Here is a 19,081-nt window from a genome sequence, read left to right as displayed (position 1 = left end):
TACATACGGATAATGCTATAAAAGAAAATAAACAGACAACAAAACGGTCGGTTCAGCTTGAGAAAAACTCCAAGCCAACCGACCTTTGTTTGTTGTGTTATTTTTATGCTACATTATAAGCATATATGTAGCACGAAAGTAAACTTGTTATTCTGAAAAAGAGTTAAAAATCACCTTTTTCCTGCATAGACATTTTTTATGTTTCTTTCGGAATATTGAATTAGGTTGAATAGTGACGGGGCATCTTTTTCAAAACATACCGAAATGACATCGGGGGAGAGGGTGAGGGTAAGCTTATCATTTTCAATAAGTTCGTTGATGATTTCAAGGTCAAGAATCATTGATGCGTCCGTGAGATTTCTGTAGCGGTTCTTATCAAGCGAAAACATAGTTTGCGAGTTATTTTTTTCGGAATTATAAATTGTGCGGAAAATTACATATTCGGCACTCATAAGGTAGTTGCTGACTGCGTTTGTAAGGTGCTTGTTGCCGATTTTTGCAAGCAAATCATAGATTACCGAGGTGGTGTTCATCAAAAGACTGCGGTTTATTTTATTGATCATACTGCCTTTTTCGGTATTGATGACAACCTCTTCTTCGGCAGCCTCAAAAGGATCGGCTGTGAAATTTCTCTGTACGGTTCTGCCGAGAAGATAATCGGTTGAAACACCGTAGTATTCGGCTGTTTTTACGAGAAAATCAAGACCGCATTCACGGATTCCCTTTTCATAATGTGACAAAAGTGCCTGCGAAATTCCCATATCGCCTGCAACCTGTTTTTGACTCAAACCTCTTTCTTTACGAAGAAATGTTATAATTCTCGGAAAATCTTTGTTCAAGACTTGACACCTCATTTTTAAAGATAGTATAATTAACTTGATTGTCAGAAAAAGCAAAGCAGAATTTGCTCTAATAATATATAGTGCATAGTTAGTGCATTGAAAGCATTTACAGCAATATACTTTCTATACAGACAGTATAATACAAAATTTACTTTTTGTAAATAATCAAGTGCCGATTTGCTGAAAGTCGGTTTATGGGAGAAGCTATGAAATCATATATAATTCATTTTATAAGACACGGTTCGATTGATGATACACTTGCGGGGAAATATATCGGAACAACAGACGCTCCGCTTTCCGACAGGGGCAGAATGGATTTGAGAAAACTCGATTATGAGTACAAATATCCGGGTACGCAGGTTGTGTTCACAAGTCCGTTAAAGCGTTGTACCGAAACCGCAAAAATTCTTTATCCCGAACAAAATCCGCTTGTTATCGACAACCTTTCCGAATGTAATTTCGGTGAATGGGAGGGCAAAACTGCCGATGAGCTGAAAAACGATCCCGATTTTAAAAAGTGGCTTGCAGGCGATTCTTCCGTAAAACCTCCGAGGGGGGAGAGCAATGCCGATTTTACACGCAGAGTATGCAAAATGTTTGAAAGCATTGTTGAGGGACTTATGAAAACAGGCACAACCGAAAGTGTAATTGTCACTCACGGCGGTGTTATTATGACCTTGCTTGCAGTCTACGGACTTCCGCAGGCAAAACCGTTTGAATGGACAATGGACAACGGTTTCGGCTACTCACTCAGAGTTACTCCCGTACTTTGGCAGAGGGACAAAGTCTGTGAAGTTTTTCAGACGATTCCGCTTCCGTCGGAGAATGACTGATTTTTTGAAACTTTGGCAGAATTGTAGCACAGTTTACAATCTTTTGCCGTATATTGTGGGATAATATCCATTGATAAACAATTGATTAAGGAGATATAAAAATGGCAGATTATAAAATTACTCTTTTAAAGGGCGACGGTATCGGTCCTGAAATCGTAAATCAGGCTGTAAAGGTTCTTGATTGTGCCGCTGAAAAATTTGGTTTTGGCGTTACATATGACGAGGCACTTCTCGGCGGTTGTGCTATTGATGCAACAGGCGTTCCGCTCCCCGATGAAACAGTTGCAAAGTGTAAGGCGTCGGACAGCGTGCTTCTCGGTGCGGTAGGCGGTCCTAAGTGGGATTCACAGCCGGGTAACAACCGTCCCGAGGCAGGACTTCTCGGTATCAGAGGCGCACTCGGACTTTTCGCAAATCTTCGTCCGTCGGTTATTTTCGGACCGCTCAAGAGTGCATCACCTATCAAGGATGAAATTATCGGCGGCAACCTCGATGTTATGATTGTTCGTGAGCTTACAGGCGGTATCTACTTTGGCGAAAGAGGCAGAAAAGAAGTTAACGGTCAGCCTGCGGCTTGGGATACGGAAATGTACACAGTCGGTGAGGTTGAGAGAATTGCAAGAGTTGCTTTTGACCTTGCTATGAAGAGAAATAAAAAGCTCACAAGCGTTGATAAGGCAAATGTTCTTGAGTCTTCAAGACTTTGGAGAGAAACAGTTAAGAGAGTTGCCGAGGATTATCCCGAGGTTGAGCTTAACCATATGTATGTTGACAACTGCGCTATGCAGCTTGTAAGAAATCCCCGTCAGTTTGATGTTATTCTCACATCAAATATCTTCGGTGATATTCTTTCTGACGAGGCATCAATGATTGCCGGCTCAATCGGTATGCTCGCATCTGCAAGCCTTTCGGGCAGCAAGCTCGGTCTTTATGAGCCTATCCACGGTTCTGCTCCTGACATTGCGGGTCAGAATATTGCAAATCCTCTTGCTACAATTCTTTCTGTTGCAATGATGCTCCGTTATTCACTTGATCAGAGCGAGGCGGCAGACGCAATTGAGGCAGCTGTTGCAAAGGTTCTTGAAACCTACCGTACGCCCGATATCTATGAAGAGGGTTTCACAAAGGTTGGCTGTGACGAAATGGGCGACCGTGTTTGTGAGGCACTTTAATTGGTGAACGGTATGCAGCTTTTCGATATGCACTCTCATATTCTTCCGGGTATAGATGACGGTGCAAAAACGGTTGAGGACAGTCTGGAGTTGCTCTCCTGTCTTAAAAATCAGGGAGTAACGAATGTTTGTCTTACACCTCATTTTTATACAAATGAAATCAGCCTTGAAGATTTTATTGCCGAGAGGGCGGAAAAGTTTGAAAAATTCAAGCCGCACATTCCGAACGGTATGAATATCGTTCTCGGAACAGAGGTTTATGTTACAAAGTATCTTTTCAACAATGAAAATATCAAAGGTATAAACTACGGAAATTCAAACTATATTCTCACTGAGTTTCCGTATAATGCAACATTTTCGGACAATTCGTATGAAATGCTCGACAGGCTTATGAGCGAACAGGGACTTATTCCCGTAATTCCTCATGTTGAGCGTTACAGCTTTCTTGTTGACAATCCTGATGTGATTGAAGATTTAAAACGGCTCGGTGTTGTTATTCAGACAAATATTTCAAATTACACAAAGAAAGCTCCAATGATGAAACGCCGCAGAATGTTAAAGCTTGTAGGTGCAGGACTTATCGACATTATCGGTACGGACGCACATTCACTCAATCATAATACACCTGAGCTTTATTCCGACGCAATCGAATGTATTGCCAAAAAATGCGGTCAGCAGGCGGTTGACAGATTGATGAAAAACAGCGAAAAAATCTTTAATGCCGCAATCGGCTGATATATTGCAAAATAATAATCACACAAATAAAAAACGATTGATTTCCTTTCGGATTTCAATCGTTTTTTTGTGCAACTGATTCTACGGTATAATCGGGAGCAAAAAAATGCCCGACTTTTACGCAGTCGGGCAGATGTATGATTTTAAGTTAATCAGCCTTCACAGCCACAGCTGTCACATTCGGGAACATTGCCCACGATTGGCTCGGGATCAACGCCTCTTCTTTTGTAGTAGTCCGAAACGGCTGCCTTGATTGCCTGTTCTGCAAGAACAGAGCAGTGAACCTTGACAGGCGGAAGTCCGTCAAGAGCCTCCATAACCGCCTTGTTTGTGAGCTTGAGAGCGTCATTGATTGACTTGCCCTTGATAAGCTCTGTTGCCATACTGCTTGTTGCAATAGCCGCACCGCAACCGAATGTTTTAAATTTTACATCTGTGATGATATCGTTATCAACCTTAATGTACATTTTCATAATATCGCCGCATTTTGAGTTACCGACCTCGCCGATGCCGTCTGCGTTTTCAATTTCGCCTACATTTCTCGGATTAGCGAAATGATCCATTACTTTTTCCGAATAAGCCATTTTAATCCTCCTGAATATATTGTTGCCGAATATCTATTCAATTTTATACGAATTTTAACGGGTTGTCAATCAACCCTGAGCTTCCTGCTTTTTAATCTTTTCCCAAAGAGGTGACATACTTCTGAGGTACGAAACAATTTCGGGAACGATTTCAAGAATATAATCAATATCTTCCTCTGTATTGTCGTCAGAGAATGAAAGACGCATACTGCCGTGAGCAATTTCATGGGGAAGACCGATTGCAAGAAGTACATGACTCGGATCAAGACTGCCCGATGTACAAGCAGAACCCGATGATGCCGAGACACCCTTGAGGTCAAGTCTTAAAAGAAGGCTTTCACCCTCAATACCCTCAAAGCACATATTGACATTGCCGGGGAGTCTGTGAACTCTGTCACCGTTGATTCTTGAACGCTCAATCTTTAAAAGACCATCAATAAGTCTGTCACGCATCTTTTCAAGCTTTGCGTTTCTTTCGTCCATACCATCAACTGCAAGCTGAAGTGCGGCATCAAGACCGACAATACCTGCAACATTTTCGGTACCGGCACGCTTGTTTCTCTCCTGAGCACCGCCGTAGATGAGGTTTTCAATTCTTACGCCTTTTCTGATGTAGAGAAGACCGCAGCCCTTCGGTCCGTGGAGCTTGTGTGCTGTCATTGAAAGAAGGTCAATGTTTTCTTTCTGAACATCAATCTTCACATAACCTGCCGCCTGAACTGCGTCTGTATGGAAAAGAACGCCGTGCTTTCTGCAAATTGCACCGATTTCTGAAATCGGCTGAATTGTACCGATTTCGTTGTTTGCATACATAATCGAAACTATAGCCGTGTCCTCACGAATTGCATTTTCAACATCCTCGGGATGAACGATACCGTTTTCGTAAACATCAAGATAAGTAACCTCAAAGCCTTCCTTTTCAAGAGCCTCACATGTGTGAAGAATAGCGTGATGCTCAAACTTTGAAGTAATGATGTGCTTTTTGCCCTTTGCCTTGAGAGCGTGACAAACACCCTTGAGCGCCCAGTTGTCGGATTCACTTCCGCCTGAGGTAAAGTAAATTTCATTCGGGTTAGCCGCACCGAGATTCTTTGCAATGTTTTCTCTTGCAGTTTCTACGGCAGCCCTTGCCTTTGCACCGATTGTATAAATGCTTGACGGGTTTCCGTAAACCTCGGTGAGGTATGGCATCATTTTTTCAAGCACCTTCGGCGAAAGTGCTGTAGTAGCCGAGTTGTCGGCATAAACATATCTCATTTTATATCCACCTTTATATAAGTTTATTGTTATGCAAATTGTTTTGCGGCTGCAACGGCAAGTCGGTCGCAACGCTCGTTTTCGGGATGACCTGCGTGTCCTTTTACCCACACAATTTCAACCTCGTGAGTATCATACAGGGTAAGAAGCCTGTCCCAAAGTTCGGGGTTCAAAGCCTTTTCTTTTTTATTACGCATCCAGTTGTTTGCTTTCCACTTTTTAGCCCAACCGAGTTTTAGTGCGTTGCAAACATACTGCGAGTCGCTGTAAAGCGTTACCTTGCACGGCTCCTTGAGCATGGCGAGTGCATTGATAACAGCCGAAAGCTCCATACGGTTGTTGGTTGTGTTTGCCTCACCGCCTGAAATTTCCTTTTCGTGACCGTTATATCTTAAAACAGCACCCCAACCGCCGGGACCGGGATTTCCGCTGCAAGCACCGTCTGTAAAAATTTCAACTTGTTTCAAAAATAATTCTCCTTTAATTCAGAGTGTACTAATTATTCAAAATATTAAAATCCGCACTATAGATTATAATACGCTGAAACGACAATTGCAACCCATTATTTGATATAATTCTGATAACTTTGGTAGGTGTTTGAACAAATTTTGAAATTTATACATAATATTGCAATTAAAAAATCGCTTACGGGTTTTATTTTACGGAAATTTCAAATTTTTATGCATAAAATTGCCTTTGTTATGCGGATTGCAAGCCTTGGATTTTGTGTTTGTTATGAAAATTTCTTGACATTGCAGTAGGATATGCGGTAAAATAAAATGAAAAACTATGATAGGGTAGCTATGTGTTGCCATAATTACGGGAATAAAATTCGTATATTTTGCGGATATTATTATAAATACAGACGTTCACCGTTATCAGAACGGAGAATTTATTTTATAAATAAATTAAGACCTCACGGGCGCTCAGAGGTCTTTGATATATTTATTTTTCTTTTATTCAGTACATATTTCAGAAAACGGAGGTAGATTTGTGAGTACAGAAAAGAGGAATGAAAACTTTATGCTTAAACAGTCAAGGTACTCAAAAGGCAAAAAGAATGTGAAGCAATACTCTAAAAATAATGCTTCAAAAAAGAGTGGTTCGGGTAAAAATTCCTACAACGCTTACTATAAGAAAAATGATGACGGATTTCAGCCGAAATCGAACGGAAAGTCAAATTACAGTAAAAAGAAATATCCGTCAAAGTCAAAGGGTTATCCAAAAAAGAATGCTCAGAAGCCGTCAATTAAGATTGCATTTCTCGGCGGTCTTAACGAAATAGGCAAGAACATCACCCTTGTTGAATGTGAAAACGATATAATCATCATCGACTGCGGTATGGCATTTCCTGACGGGGATATGCTCGGCGTTGACCTTGTAATTCCGGATTTCACATATATTGAACAGAATGCCGACAGAGTTAAGGGTATTATTCTTACACACGGACATGAGGATCACATCGGCGGTTTGCCTTTTCTTCTTTCAAAGGTGAATGTTCCGATTTACGGTACACCGCTTACGCTCGGTCTTGTAGGCAACAAGCTCAAGGAGCATAGTCTTTACAATCAATCTCAGCTTAATGTAATAAATGCAGGTCAGTCAATAAAGCTCGGTTGTATGAAGATTGACTTCATTCATGTAAACCATTCGATTCCCGATGCTGTTGCTTTTGCAATTCACACTCCGGGCGGTACTATTGTTCACACGGGCGACTTCAAGATTGACTGCACACCTATCACGGGTGATATGATTGACCTTTCAAGCTTTGCAAGAGTGGGCGACGAAGGTGTTCTTGCACTTCTTTCGGAGAGTACAAATGCAGAAAGACCCGGATACACCCCTACGGAAAGAACTGTATCCGACAGCCTTGATAATCTTTTCAAGAGTGCGGAAAATTACAGAATTATAATTGCAACTTTTGCGTCAAATGTAAACCGTGTTCAGCAGATTATTGACTGTGCAGAAAAGTACGGAAGAAAGGTTGCTTTTTCGGGCAGAAGTATGGTCAACTATATGGATGTTGCACAAAAGCTCGGGTATCTTCATCTTCCCGAAAATATTCTTATCGATATTGATATGCTCGACAAGTATATGCCGCAGCAGGTTGTTCTTGTTACAACAGGCAGTCAGGGCGAGCCGATGAGCGCGCTTTCAAGAATGGCATATTCAGACCACCGCAAGGTAATGGTCGGTGAGGGCGATTTCATCATAATTTCAGCCAATCCGATTCCCGGTAATGAGAAAACAGTCGGCAATGTTGTTGACGAACTTCTTAAAAAGGGTTGTAAGGTAATTTATGAGTCAATGTATGAAGTTCATGTTTCAGGTCATGCCTGTCAGGAGGAACTCAAAATCATGCAGAAGCTTGTAAAGCCAAAGTATTTTATCCCTGTTCACGGCGAACAGAAACACCTCAGAAAACATGCCGATCTTGCAATGTTTCTCGGCATGGAACGCAAGAACATTTACATCGGTGATGTCGGAAGTGTTCTTGAAATCAACGAGGATTATATGAAAGAGCTTCCGCCTGTTCAGGCAGGCAAGGTGTTCGTTGACGGTCTTGGCGTTGGTGATGTCGGAAGTATCGTTCTTCGTGACAGAAAGCACCTCGGACAGGACGGACTTATCATTATTGTTGCTTCTCTTGATGTTTATGACGGTCATGTTATCAGCGGTCCCGATATTGTTTCAAGAGGATTTGTATATGTTCGTGAGAGCGAAAGACTTCTTGAAGAGGTCAAGCAGACCGCTCTTGCAATTCTTGAGGATTGTGCAGAGAATAATGTTCACGAATGGGGCATTATTAAGAACAGAATCAAGGATGATGTTTCAAAACTTATCGGTCAGCGTACAAGGAGAGCTCCGATGATTCTTCCTATTCTTCAGGAGGTTTAAGTTTTATTCGCTGATTTATTTTTTGCTATTTTGTTATTAACAGAGGTTTGACATGAGAAAAAGAAATTGGACGCTTACACCGTGGTTCATAATTTTTTCGGTGATAATGTTTGCCATGGCTGTTGTCAGCTATGACTATTCGCCTGTTGTGTTCTATATCGAACTCGGTGTGTCTGTTCTTTCCTTAGCCGTTGTGCTTATAACTTCATTGCGATTTACAAGCTATGTAAAAAGTACGGTAAAAAATATAGTCGGAAGTATAAAGGGTATTAACGAAGAGTACCTTGAAAAATTCAGTTGCCCTGTTGCCGTTATAGGCAGACAGGGTGACATTGTATGGTGCAATTCACGATTCCGCAAGGCAATGTGCGGCGGAAAGGGCGCAGAGGGCGATAATATCAAAGCCTACCTTTCGGGAAAAGAAATTGACTGTCTGAAAAAGGGTGAGGGCTGTGATGTTGCCATTGACGGCAGAGAATACACGGTTTATTGCCGTTCTACAGGCGAGGGCGCTGTCTGTGAATTTATCGAAAACACCTATTACAAGCAGATTACAAGGGAATATCTTGCTTCCAAGCCGTGCGTTGCGATTGCCGTTTTTGACAATGCAGAGGACTTTTCCGATAATTCGGACGAGTCGTTTTCCGAGGCAATGCTCGATATTGAAGTTTGCCTGCAAAAGTGGGCTGAGCAGTATTCGGCTCTTTACAAAAAAATCGGCAACAACCGTTATATGATAATTTTCAGAGATGCCGATGTTGAAAAAATGGCAGCCGATAAGTTCCCGATTCTTAAAACTATCCGAGGAATTACGATAAACAACCACAGTGCGTCAATCTCGGTAGGTCTTTGCCGAGGTTATAATAACATCAAAGAGAGCGAGCTCAACGCAAGGAAAGCCCTTGAAATGGCACTGGGCAGAGGCGGCGATCAGGTTGCTGTCATTAAAAAAGACAATACATACGAGTTCTTCGGCGGAAAGGTTGCCGCAGCGGAAAAAGCAAGCAAGGTGCGTATGAGAGTTATTGCGAACGCAATCAGCCGTGTTGTTGCCGACTGCGACAAGGTCTTTATTATGGGACACAAGTTTTCCGACCTTGACTGCGTAGGTGCGGCAATCGGACTTCAATGCATAATGGAGAAAACTTTCAAGCGTTATTCAAAGGTTGTCATTAACCGAGAAACCTCAATGGCAAAACAGCTCATTGAATATACTGATGAAAAACTCGACACCGATATATTCATTTCTCCGGAAGCCGCTCTTTCGGGACTTACCCAGAAGTCGCTTCTCATTATAGTTGATACGCACCTGAAGCGTTCTCTTGAAAGTACGGAGCTCTACGAAAAATGTAAAAAGGTTATTATTATCGACCACCACAGAAAGGCGGTTGATTACATAAACAACGCTCTTGTGTTCTGTCACGAACCCTCGGCGTCTTCCACCTGTGAAATGTGCAGTGAAATAATCAGCTGTCTTGATGATTCTCCGCTCACATATGTTCAGGCAGACGCAATGCTTGCAGGCATTACACTTGACACAAAGAATTTTGCCGTTAAAACAGGTGTGCGCACATTTGAGGCGGCGGCTTATCTGAGAAAAAGAGGTGCAAACACACTCACCGTAAAGGGTATGTTCTCCGATAACATCGAAACCTACCGTGAAAAGGTTGACATTGTGTGCAAGGCTCATGTTTACCGTGGCTGTGCAATTTCGATTGCGCCGAGCGGTGACGGCGATATAAGGCTTGCGTCGGCTCAGGCGGCTGATGAAATGCTCAACCTCAAAGGCGTTGACGCATCCTTCGTTCTTTTTGAAGACAACAGTCAAATTAACATTTCAGCAAGAAGCTACGGTAATGTTAATGTTCAGATTATAATGGAAAAGCTTGGCGGCGGCGGTCATCAGACCATGGCGGCGACACAGCTTAAAAACACTACAAAAGAGCTTGCTTATCAACAGTTGCTGTCTGAAATTGATAACACACTTGATGATGAGGAAAACTCGTAAGAAAGGTTGATTGGTTATGAAAGTAATTTTAATGCAGGATGTAAAATCACTCGGCAAAAAAGGCGAGCTTGTTGAAGCGTCTGACGGCTATGCAAGAAACTTTCTCCTTCCGAGAAAGCTTGCAAAAGAGGCAAACGCTCAGGCTATGAATGAATATAAGAATGCCGAGAATTCCAAAAATTATAAAATTGCAACCCAAAAGGCTCAGGCAGAACATGACAAAAAGACTCTTGAGGGCAAAACCTTCAAGATGACTGCAAAAGCAGGACAGGGCGGCAGACTTTTCGGCAGCGTAACTTCAAAGCAGGTTGCCGAGGAAATCAAAAAGCAGTACAACATTGATGTTGACAAGCGCAAGGTTGTTCTTGACTGCGACATTAAGGAATTCGGTACATATCACGCAGAGGTAAAGCTCTTTACAGGCGTTTCTGCAAAGATTGATGTTCAGGTATCCGAGGCATAATAAACAGGAGTAAAAATGGCTGATTTAAATTTTGCGGGCAGTTATGACGGACTTCATCTGCCGTACAGCCCCGAAGCGGAACAAGCGGTTTTAGGTGCAATCATTCTTGAAAGCGACACCTTTGACAAGGTTGTTGATACCCTGAAAAGCCCCGATTATTTCTATGTTTCTTTGCACAAGCTGATTTTTGCACAGATGCAGGAGATGATCGGACTCGGCCTTAGCATCGACTTTGTCACTCTGCTTGAAAAATTAAAACAGAATAAAGCTTTTGACGAGACAACGGGAAAAACCTACCTTATGGATCTTGTCAACAATTGTCCGTCAATTTCAAATGCCGAGGAGTATGCGAAGATTATTGCGGAAAAGTACAATGTTCGCAGACTTATTACGGCGTCCCGAGAAATTATTGATGACGCAACTGCAGGCAACGATGATCCCTCGGTTCTGATTGATTCGGCAGAACAGAAGATTTTTGACATCAGACAGGGCAATGAAAAGCACGGTCTTGAGCGTATCAACTCGGTAATTTTACAGACTTTTGACCGACTTGACGCACTCAACAGCGAAACCGACAACAGTATGAAACCTATCCCAACGGGCATAGGCGACCTTGACCGAATGATTACGGGACTTAACCGTTCCGACCTTATCATTCTTGCCGCCCGACCGGGTATGGGTAAAACGAGTTTCGCACTCAATATTGCACGAAATGTTGCGTGTAAGTCTAAAAAGACCGTTGCGTTTTTCTCGCTTGAAATGTCAAAGGAACAGCTTGCAAGCCGTCTGCTTTCAAGTGAGGCGCTTATAGGCGGTACAAAACTGAGAACAGGTCAGCTTACCGAGGAGGAGTGGTCAAGACTTATCCCCGCAAGCGATATTCTCAGCAAAACCGACCTCTATCTTGACGATACTCCGGGTATTACAATTCCTGAGATGAAGTCAAGACTTCGCCGACTTCACAACCTTGACCTCGTTGTAATCGACTATCTTCAGCTTATGTCGAGCAGCAGAAAGATTGACAGCCGTGTAAATGAAATTTCGGAAATTACACGAAATCTGAAAATTCTTGCAAAGGAAATGAATGTTCCCGTAATCACCCTGTCACAGCTTTCCCGTGCTGCAGAAAAGCGTGATGACCACAGACCGCAGATTGCCGACCTGAGAGATTCGGGTTCTATCGAGCAGGATGCCGATATCGTACTGTTCCTTTATCGTGAGGGCTACTATGACAAAGAGGGCGGAGAGGATTCTGCCGCACCGACAGCCGATATGAATTCGGGCGAGTGTATCGTAGCAAAGAACCGTCACGGTGAAACTAATATTGTAAAACTGCATTGGCAGGGCGAGTTCATGCGCTTTACGGGAACGGACAACCGAGATGCTTAACCGTGTTACAGCAACCGTTGAAAAATACGGCTTGCTTGAAAAAGGTGACAGCGTAATAGTTGCACTTTCGGGCGGAGCTGATTCCACGGCTTTGTTAAGCGTTTTTGTTTCTCTGAAAGAAAAATACAATCTTTCGATTTATGCCGCTCATATCAACCACAATATCCGTGGTGATGAGGCAAAGCGTGATGAAAATTTCTGTAAAATTCTTTGTAAGAAATTTAACACGGAACTTTTCATAAAAAGCGTTGATGTTCCCACACTTGCCAAACAGCAGAAAATCAGCGAAGAGCTTTGCGGAAGAAATGTCCGCTACGCTTTCTTTGAAGAACTTTCGCAAAAACTTTGTGCAAAGATTGCAACCGCTCACACGGCATCCGACAATGCCGAAACGCTGATATACAATATTGCAAGGGGTGCGTCTTTGACAGGTTTGTCGGCAATTCCTCCAAAACGGGGGAACATAATCAGACCGCTGATTGAACTTTCGAGAGGTGACATTGAAAGCTATTGCGAGGAAAACAACCTTGAATATGTTACCGACAGTACGAATCTTGCCGATGATTACACACGAAATTACATTAGACATAACATTATTCCGTGTCTTAAAAAGCTGAATCCTTCTTTTGAACGGACGGCTTTAGGCTTGAGTGAAAATGCCGGAGAGGCGGCTGCTTTCATCAAGAAATGTGCCGAAAAAGCCGTGCATGACTGCAAAAGTAATTTTGGCTACGACTGCAAAAAGTTGTTGAGCCTTGATTCTGCCGTTCTGAAGGAAATGTTGTTTATTCTGTTGAAGAATAATTGCAACATTTCTCCCGAAAGAAAAACAATTTTACTATTGTGTGAAATAATCAGAAACGGAGGAAGCGTTGAACTGTCAAAACAATGCACAGCCGTTTCAAAACAGGGAATACTTCGCTTTGTATGTCCTAAAAACTCCCCTGATTTTAATGAAATTCCGTTAAAGAATAATATGACCTTTTCTTATGACGGAAAAATATACACGGTAAATGAAATTACCGAAAAAGTAACAAATCAAAATAACCTCGTTTCCAAAAAGCGGCTTGGCGAAAATCCTGTTTTTCGCACACGCAGAGCAGGCGACAGGTTTACATATCCGGACCGCATGGTCACAAAACCGCTCCGCAAGGTTTTTAACGAACAGAAAATCCCGTCCGAAATGAGGGACAGGCTGTTACTGATTGCGGTATCCAACACCGTTTTGTGGTGTGAAAAGCTTGGTGTTTCATTGCAGGGAAAGGCAGATGACACCGAAAAAACCGAAAAATTACTCATAAATATAGACAAAGAGGGTTAATTATGCATAAGGATATTGAAAAAATTCTGTATTCGGAAAAAGATATTGAAAATATTGTGAACACTATTGCAAAACAGATTGAAAAAGATTATAATGACAAAGATTTTATAATGGTCGGTCTGCTCAAGGGCAGCGTTGCCTTTATGGTTGACCTTATGAGAAAGGTTAATCTTGATTTTTCAATCGACTTTATCGTTGCTTCAAGCTACGGCAGCGGTACTGTAAGCTCAGGCAGAGTTAATATTCAGAAGGATATTTCTCAGTCTGTTGAGGGCAAGGATATTCTCATTGTTGAGGATATTATCGACTCAGGCAATACTCTTGACTTTATCACAAAATATCTCAAAGCCAAGAAGGCAAAATCAGTAAAGCTCTGTACACTTTTTAACAAGCCGGACAGACGGGTTGCCGATATCCATATTGACTACGCAGGTGCGGTAATTCCTGATGAATTTATCGTCGGCTACGGTCTTGACTATGACGAAAAGTACAGAAATCTTCCTTATGTAGGCGTATTAAAGCCGTCAGTTTATTCGTGATTTTAATGCGAAAATAAGCCGCAAATTTTCGTGGCATTACATATTTCCACCTCGGAAAAATAATACTATACAGAGGAGTGACAGCATTGGACAATAAAAAGAAAGTGCGCAATCTGCTGCTTTATCTCGGAATTCCCATTCTGATAATCATTATAACAGCGGCTGTGCTGAGCACAAATAAGTCAACTTCACCGAAAACCTCGGAGCTTGAGCAGTATTTTGTTCAGGATATGGTTGACAGCTTTAACATTGACTACGGTTCAGGTCAGATTGAAATTACCCTTAAAGAGGGTATGAGTCCTATCAAATCAACCGATTCCGACTCTCAATCTGCAACAACTGCTACTCAGCCCGCAACTGAACAGCAGGAAACCCGTTCGAACAGCAAAAAATCAAAGATTGTTGTAAAAGGACAGCTTGCCGACATTCAGCGTTTCCTTGATGACATCAAGCCGTACTACAATCCGGCGTCAACTGATGAAATTCCGCATAACCTTACCCGTGCAACGGATAATTCCATACTTATGGAAATGATTCCGACACTAATCATTATGATTATTCTCATCGTTGCCTGGGTGCTCATTATGAAGAAAATGGGCGGCGGAGGTCTTGGCGGCAAGGAAATGAGCTTTGGCAAAGCCAAGATTAAGAATACAAACGATGAAAAGCGCAAGACAACATTTGATGATGTTGCAGGTGCCGATGAAGAAAAGGAAGAGCTTGCAGAGGTTGTTGAGTTCCTCAAGGCTCCTGAAAAGTATAACAAACTCGGCGCAAGAATACCAAAGGGCGTTCTCCTTGTAGGCCCTCCCGGTACAGGTAAAACATTGCTTGCAAGAGCTGTTGCAGGTGAGGCAGGTGTGCCGTTCTTCTCAATTTCAGGTTCAGACTTTGTTGAGATGTTTGTCGGTGTCGGTGCGTCCCGTGTTCGTGACCTCTTTGATCAGGCAAAGAAAAACTCGCCTTGTATCATCTTTATTGATGAGATTGACGCCGTAGGTCGCCAGAGAGGCGCAGGTCTTGGCGGCGGCAACGATGAGCGTGAGCAGACTCTTAACCAGTTGCTTGTTGAAATGGACGGTTTCGGTGCTAACGAGGGTGTAATCCTTATTGCTGCAACTAACAGACCCGATGTTCTCGATCCGGCTCTTATGCGTCCGGGCAGATTTGACCGTCAGGTTGTTGTAAGCTATCCCGATGTAAACGGCCGTGAGGCTATCCTCAGGGTTCATGCAAGAAAGAAACCTCTTGCACCCGATGTAAATCTCAAGACTATTGCTAAAACAACAGCCGGATTTACAGGTGCAGACCTTGAAAATCTTCTTAATGAGGCCGCACTTCTTGCCGCAAGAAAAGATAAAAAAGCCATTACTATGGACGAAATCAAGGAGGCAACAGTCAAGGTTGTTGTCGGTGCAGAGAAAAAGAGCAAAGTAATGAGTGAGAAAGAGAAAAAGCTCACAGCCTATCATGAGGCAGGTCACGCAATTCTCTTTGATAAGCTCGAAACTCAGGACCCTGTTCATGAGATTTCAATTATTCCGACAGGTATGGCAGGCGGTTACACAATGCCGCTCCCGAGTGAGGACAAGTCATATAACTCACGCAGAGGTATGTATGAGGATATCGTTGTAAGTCTTGGCGGTCGAGTTGCCGAAGAACTTATTATGGATGACATCTCAACAGGTGCGTCAAACGATATTGAAAAGGCTACAAAAACAGCCCGTGCAATGGTTACAAAGTACGGTATGACTAAGGAACTCGGTTGTGTATGCTACGGCACAGACAACAATTCCGTATTCCTCGGCAGAGATATGGGCAGCAGAACTCAGGATTATTCCGAGGCTACCGCAGCTAAAATCGATCAGCTTGTTCTTGATATGGTCAACAAGGCATATGGCGACGCTACTAAGATTCTCAGCGATAATATGGATAAGCTCCACGATATTGCAAAATATCTTATCAAGCATGAGAAGATGGGCAGCGAGGACTTTACTGCCGTAATGAACGGCACATATAAAGAACCCGAAGAAGTTGAGCAGGAAACTGCCGACAAAGAACCCTCAGCCGAAACAAAGGTTGACGAGTCCACAGAAGGTTAATATCAAATAAACATAGCCTCTCGCAATGAGAGGCTATGCGTGTATATGAATCAATATTTAAACGAATGTATGAAGTTGTGTCAGGTGTTTGACACAGTAAAGGGTAGATGAAATGGCACAGGATAAAATTATTGTGAGAGGTGCAAAAGAGCATAACCTCAAAAATGTAAATGTTGAAATTCCCCGTAACAAGCTTGTCGTAATTACAGGACTTTCGGGTTCGGGCAAAAGCTCGCTTGCGTTTGACACCATCTATGCCGAGGGACAGAGAAGATATGTTGAAAGCCTTTCTTCCTATGCAAGAATGTTTCTCGGTCAGATGGATAAGCCTAATGTTGAAAGCATAGAGGGACTTTCGCCTGCAATATCAATCGATCAGAAAACTACTTCAAAGAATCCCCGTTCAACGGTCGGTACGGTTACGGAAATTTACGATTATCTCCGCCTTTTGTACGCAAGAATAGGTGTTCCGCATTGTACGGTTTGCGGAAGGGAAATCCGTCAGCAGACAGTTGACCAGATTGTCGATAAGATTATGACCTATGAAACGGGTACGAAAATTCAGGTTATGGCTCCCGTTGTAAGGGGTAGAAAGGGCGAACACGCAAAGGTTCTTGACAGTGCCGGAAAATCGGGCTATGTCCGTGCAAGAGTTGACGGGATCATCTATGATTTGTCGGAAAATATTCCGATTGAGAAAAATAAAAAGCATAATATAGAAATCATTGTTGACCGTCTTGTAATCAAGCCTGAAATAGCATCAAGACTTTCAGACAGCATCGAAACAGCGTCAAAGCTTGGCGGCGGTCTTGTTACGGTGAACTTCAACGGCGATGAGGATGTGACTTTTTCACAAAAATATGCCTGCCCCGAACACGGTGTGAGCATTGACGAGCTTTCACCGAGAATGTTTTCATTCAACAATCCGTTCGGTGCGTGCCCAAAGTGTACGGGACTCGGCGTGTTCCTCAAAATTGATGAGAACAAAATTATTCCCGATATGTCAAAGAGTATCCGTGACGGCGGTATCAAGGGCAGCGGTTGGGCAATGGAAGGCAGTACAATTGCCGCAATGTATATGGAGGCTTTAGCGAAAAAGTACAATTTTTCGCTTGATGAACCGCTTGAAAATCTCCCGAAGGAAACTATCGACAAAATCCTCTACGGCACAGGTGATGATGAGCTGACAATCAATAAAAAATCTGTTTACGGCGGAGGTACTTATCAGCATAAATTTGAGGGTATAATCAACAACCTTGAACGCCGTTATCGTGACACAAGCAGTAACTGGATTAAGGATGAAATCCGTTCGTATATGGCAGAAATTCCGTGCGACCTTTGTCACGGTGACAGACTTTCAGCCGAAAGCCTTGCAGTAACAGTCGGCGGACTTAACATTGCCGATTTCTGCAAAATGTCGGTTATTGATGCACTCGACTTTGTAGGTCAGCTCAAGCTTACAGAAAAAGAGCAGATTATCGGTGCTGAAATTATAAAAGAAATTAACGAAAGACTTAACTTCCTCAAGAGCGTAGGACTCGGCTACCTTACTCTTTCAAGAAGCTCGGGAACACTCAGCGGCGGTGAAAGTCAGCGAATCCGCCTTGCAACGCAAATCGGCAGTTCGCTTATGGGTGTGCTGTATATTCTTGACGAGCCGAGCATCGGACTTCATCAGCGTGACAATGAAAAACTTCTTGCAACCTTAAAGCGACTTCGTGACCTCGGAAATACTGTTATCGTTGTTGAACACGATGAAGACACTATGTATGCCGCAGATTGCATTGTGGATGTAGGCCCCGGGGCAGGTATTCACGGCGGTGAAATTGTCTGTGTCGGTGATGTTGAAAAGATTAAGCAATGTCCGAATTCAATCACAGGCAAGTATCTTTTGGGCGAACGCAAAGTTCCCGTTCCCGAAAAGCGCAGAAAAGGCAACGGACTTTTCCTTGAAGTCAGAGGAGCGGCTGAAAATAACCTTAAAAATATCAATGTTAAAATTCCGCTCGGTGAATTTGTCTGCGTAACAGGTGTTTCGGGTTCGGGCAAAAGCTCACTTGTAAACGAAATTCTCTACAAAGCCCTTGCCCGTGACCTTAATCGAGCAAAGACAATTCCCGGCAAGCACAAGGAAATCAAGGGTATGGAAAATCTTGATAAGGTAATTGCCATTGACCAAAGTCCTATCGGCAGAACTCCCCGTTCAAATCCTGCAACATACACAGGTGTGTTTACGGATATCAGAATGCTTTATGCCGCTACAACAGATGCGAAAATGCGTGGTTTTACACCAAGCAGATTTTCATTCAATGTAAAGGGCGGTAGATGTGAGGCTTGTCAGGGTGACGGTATTATCAAAATTGAAATGCACTTTTTGTCAGATGTTTATGTTCCGTGTGAGGTCTGCAAGGGCAAGAGATATAACCGTGAAACCCTCGAAGTAAAGTACAAGGGTAAGTCAATCAATGATGTTCTTGAAATGTCCGTTGAGGAGGGAATGGAGTTCTTCTCAAATATCCCGAAGATTTACAGAAAGCTGAAAACCCTGTATGAAGTGGGTCTTGGTTATATAAAGCTCGGTCAGCCTGCAACAACGCTTTCGGGCGGTGAGGCTCAGCGTGTAAAGCTTGCAACAGAGCTTTCAAAACGCAGTACTGGCAAGACAATTTATATTCTTGACGAGCCGACAACGGGCTTGCACATTGCCGATGTACACAGACTTGTTGATGTTCTTCAGCTTCTTGTTGACGGCGGAAACACGGTTGTTGTAATTGAACACAACCTTGACCTTATCAAGACAGCCGATTATCTTATCGACCTCGGTCCGGAGGGCGGTGACGGCGGCGGTACAATTGTTGCCAAAGGCACTCCCGAACAGGTTGCAAAGGTTGAAAAATCATTTACGGGACAGTATCTTAAACCGTTGCTATAATTCTTA

The 19,081-nt window shown here is 42.9% G+C and carries 15 protein-coding genes; 11 read left to right on the top strand and 4 right to left on the bottom strand.

Features of this window, described 5'->3' with window-relative positions:
• Positions 1-170: 170 nt before the first annotated feature.
• Entirely contained in the window at positions 171-839 is a 669-nt protein-coding gene (locus AC2HW8_RS08360; protein ID WP_021883357.1) for a helix-turn-helix domain-containing protein, read from the bottom strand.
• A 209-nt stretch (positions 840-1,048) separates the two neighbouring features.
• On the opposite strand from AC2HW8_RS08360, the gene AC2HW8_RS08355 reads away from it, so the two are divergent.
• From AC2HW8_RS08355 to AC2HW8_RS08345, 3 genes are all read left to right on the top strand, one after another.
• A complete protein-coding gene (locus tag AC2HW8_RS08355; protein ID WP_021883356.1) occupies positions 1,049-1,675 on the top strand; it encodes a histidine phosphatase family protein in 627 nt (208 codons plus the stop codon).
• A gap of 101 nt (positions 1,676-1,776) precedes the next feature.
• Positions 1,777-2,847, top strand: coding sequence for a 3-isopropylmalate dehydrogenase (leuB, locus tag AC2HW8_RS08350; protein ID WP_117837520.1), 1,071 nt, complete (start codon positions 1,777-1,779; stop codon positions 2,845-2,847).
• A 3-nt stretch (positions 2,848-2,850) separates the two neighbouring features.
• Positions 2,851-3,582: a tyrosine-protein phosphatase gene (locus AC2HW8_RS08345; protein WP_482594158.1), complete on the top strand. Its 732-nt coding sequence runs from the start codon at positions 2,851-2,853 to the stop codon at positions 3,580-3,582.
• Positions 3,583-3,734: 152 nt separating this feature from the next.
• On the opposite strand, the gene nifU is transcribed toward AC2HW8_RS08345, so the two are convergent.
• The 3 genes from nifU to rnhA form a co-directional block, all read right to left on the bottom strand.
• Complete coding sequence (gene nifU / locus AC2HW8_RS08340; protein ID WP_015523628.1) at positions 3,735-4,166, bottom strand: Fe-S cluster assembly scaffold protein NifU; 432 nt, start codon at positions 4,164-4,166, stop codon at positions 3,735-3,737.
• 69 nt (positions 4,167-4,235) lie between these two features.
• Positions 4,236-5,423: a cysteine desulfurase NifS gene (gene nifS / locus AC2HW8_RS08335; RefSeq protein WP_215638854.1), complete on the bottom strand. Its 1,188-nt coding sequence runs from the start codon at positions 5,421-5,423 to the stop codon at positions 4,236-4,238.
• Between the two features lie 29 nt (positions 5,424-5,452).
• Positions 5,453-5,890 carry a ribonuclease HI gene (rnhA, locus tag AC2HW8_RS08330; protein ID WP_046431823.1) on the bottom strand — a complete coding sequence of 146 codons (438 nt, stop codon included), beginning with the start codon at positions 5,888-5,890 and terminating at the stop codon, positions 5,453-5,455.
• Positions 5,891-6,446: 556 nt separating this feature from the next.
• Between rnhA and AC2HW8_RS08325 the strand changes: the two genes are divergently transcribed.
• From AC2HW8_RS08325 to uvrA, 8 genes are all read left to right on the top strand, one after another.
• Positions 6,447-8,321 (top strand): ribonuclease J, encoded by a 1,875-nt coding sequence (locus AC2HW8_RS08325; protein ID WP_483259343.1) that lies wholly within the window; start codon positions 6,447-6,449, stop codon positions 8,319-8,321.
• A 52-nt stretch (positions 8,322-8,373) separates the two neighbouring features.
• Positions 8,374-10,329, top strand: coding sequence for a DHH family phosphoesterase (locus AC2HW8_RS08320; RefSeq protein ID WP_117950680.1), 1,956 nt, complete (start codon positions 8,374-8,376; stop codon positions 10,327-10,329).
• 16 nt (positions 10,330-10,345) lie between these two features.
• Positions 10,346-10,792 (top strand): 50S ribosomal protein L9, encoded by a 447-nt coding sequence (gene rplI, locus AC2HW8_RS08315; RefSeq protein WP_015523631.1) that lies wholly within the window; start codon positions 10,346-10,348, stop codon positions 10,790-10,792.
• Between the two features lie 15 nt (positions 10,793-10,807).
• Positions 10,808-12,181 carry a replicative DNA helicase gene (dnaB, locus tag AC2HW8_RS08310; RefSeq protein ID WP_101069912.1) on the top strand — a complete coding sequence of 458 codons (1,374 nt, stop codon included), beginning with the start codon at positions 10,808-10,810 and terminating at the stop codon, positions 12,179-12,181.
• Complete coding sequence (gene tilS / locus AC2HW8_RS08305; RefSeq protein WP_482605833.1) at positions 12,174-13,502, top strand: tRNA lysidine(34) synthetase TilS; 1,329 nt, start codon at positions 12,174-12,176, stop codon at positions 13,500-13,502. Before dnaB ends, tilS begins: the two co-directional genes overlap by 8 nt.
• Positions 13,503-13,504: 2 nt before the next feature.
• Entirely contained in the window at positions 13,505-14,041 is a 537-nt protein-coding gene (hpt, locus tag AC2HW8_RS08300; protein ID WP_015523634.1) for a hypoxanthine phosphoribosyltransferase, read from the top strand.
• An 86-nt stretch (positions 14,042-14,127) separates the two neighbouring features.
• Positions 14,128-16,143 (top strand): ATP-dependent zinc metalloprotease FtsH, encoded by a 2,016-nt coding sequence (gene ftsH / locus AC2HW8_RS08295; RefSeq protein WP_207658475.1) that lies wholly within the window; start codon positions 14,128-14,130, stop codon positions 16,141-16,143.
• A 112-nt stretch (positions 16,144-16,255) separates the two neighbouring features.
• Positions 16,256-19,075: an excinuclease ABC subunit UvrA gene (uvrA, locus tag AC2HW8_RS08290; RefSeq protein ID WP_484327412.1), complete on the top strand. Its 2,820-nt coding sequence runs from the start codon at positions 16,256-16,258 to the stop codon at positions 19,073-19,075.
• The last annotated feature ends 6 nt before the right edge of the window (positions 19,076-19,081 follow it).

Source organism: Ruminococcoides sp. (assembly GCF_057037865.1).
The sequence above is the reverse complement of the archived record's forward strand: the minus strand, read 5'-3'. Positions and strand labels throughout refer to the sequence as shown.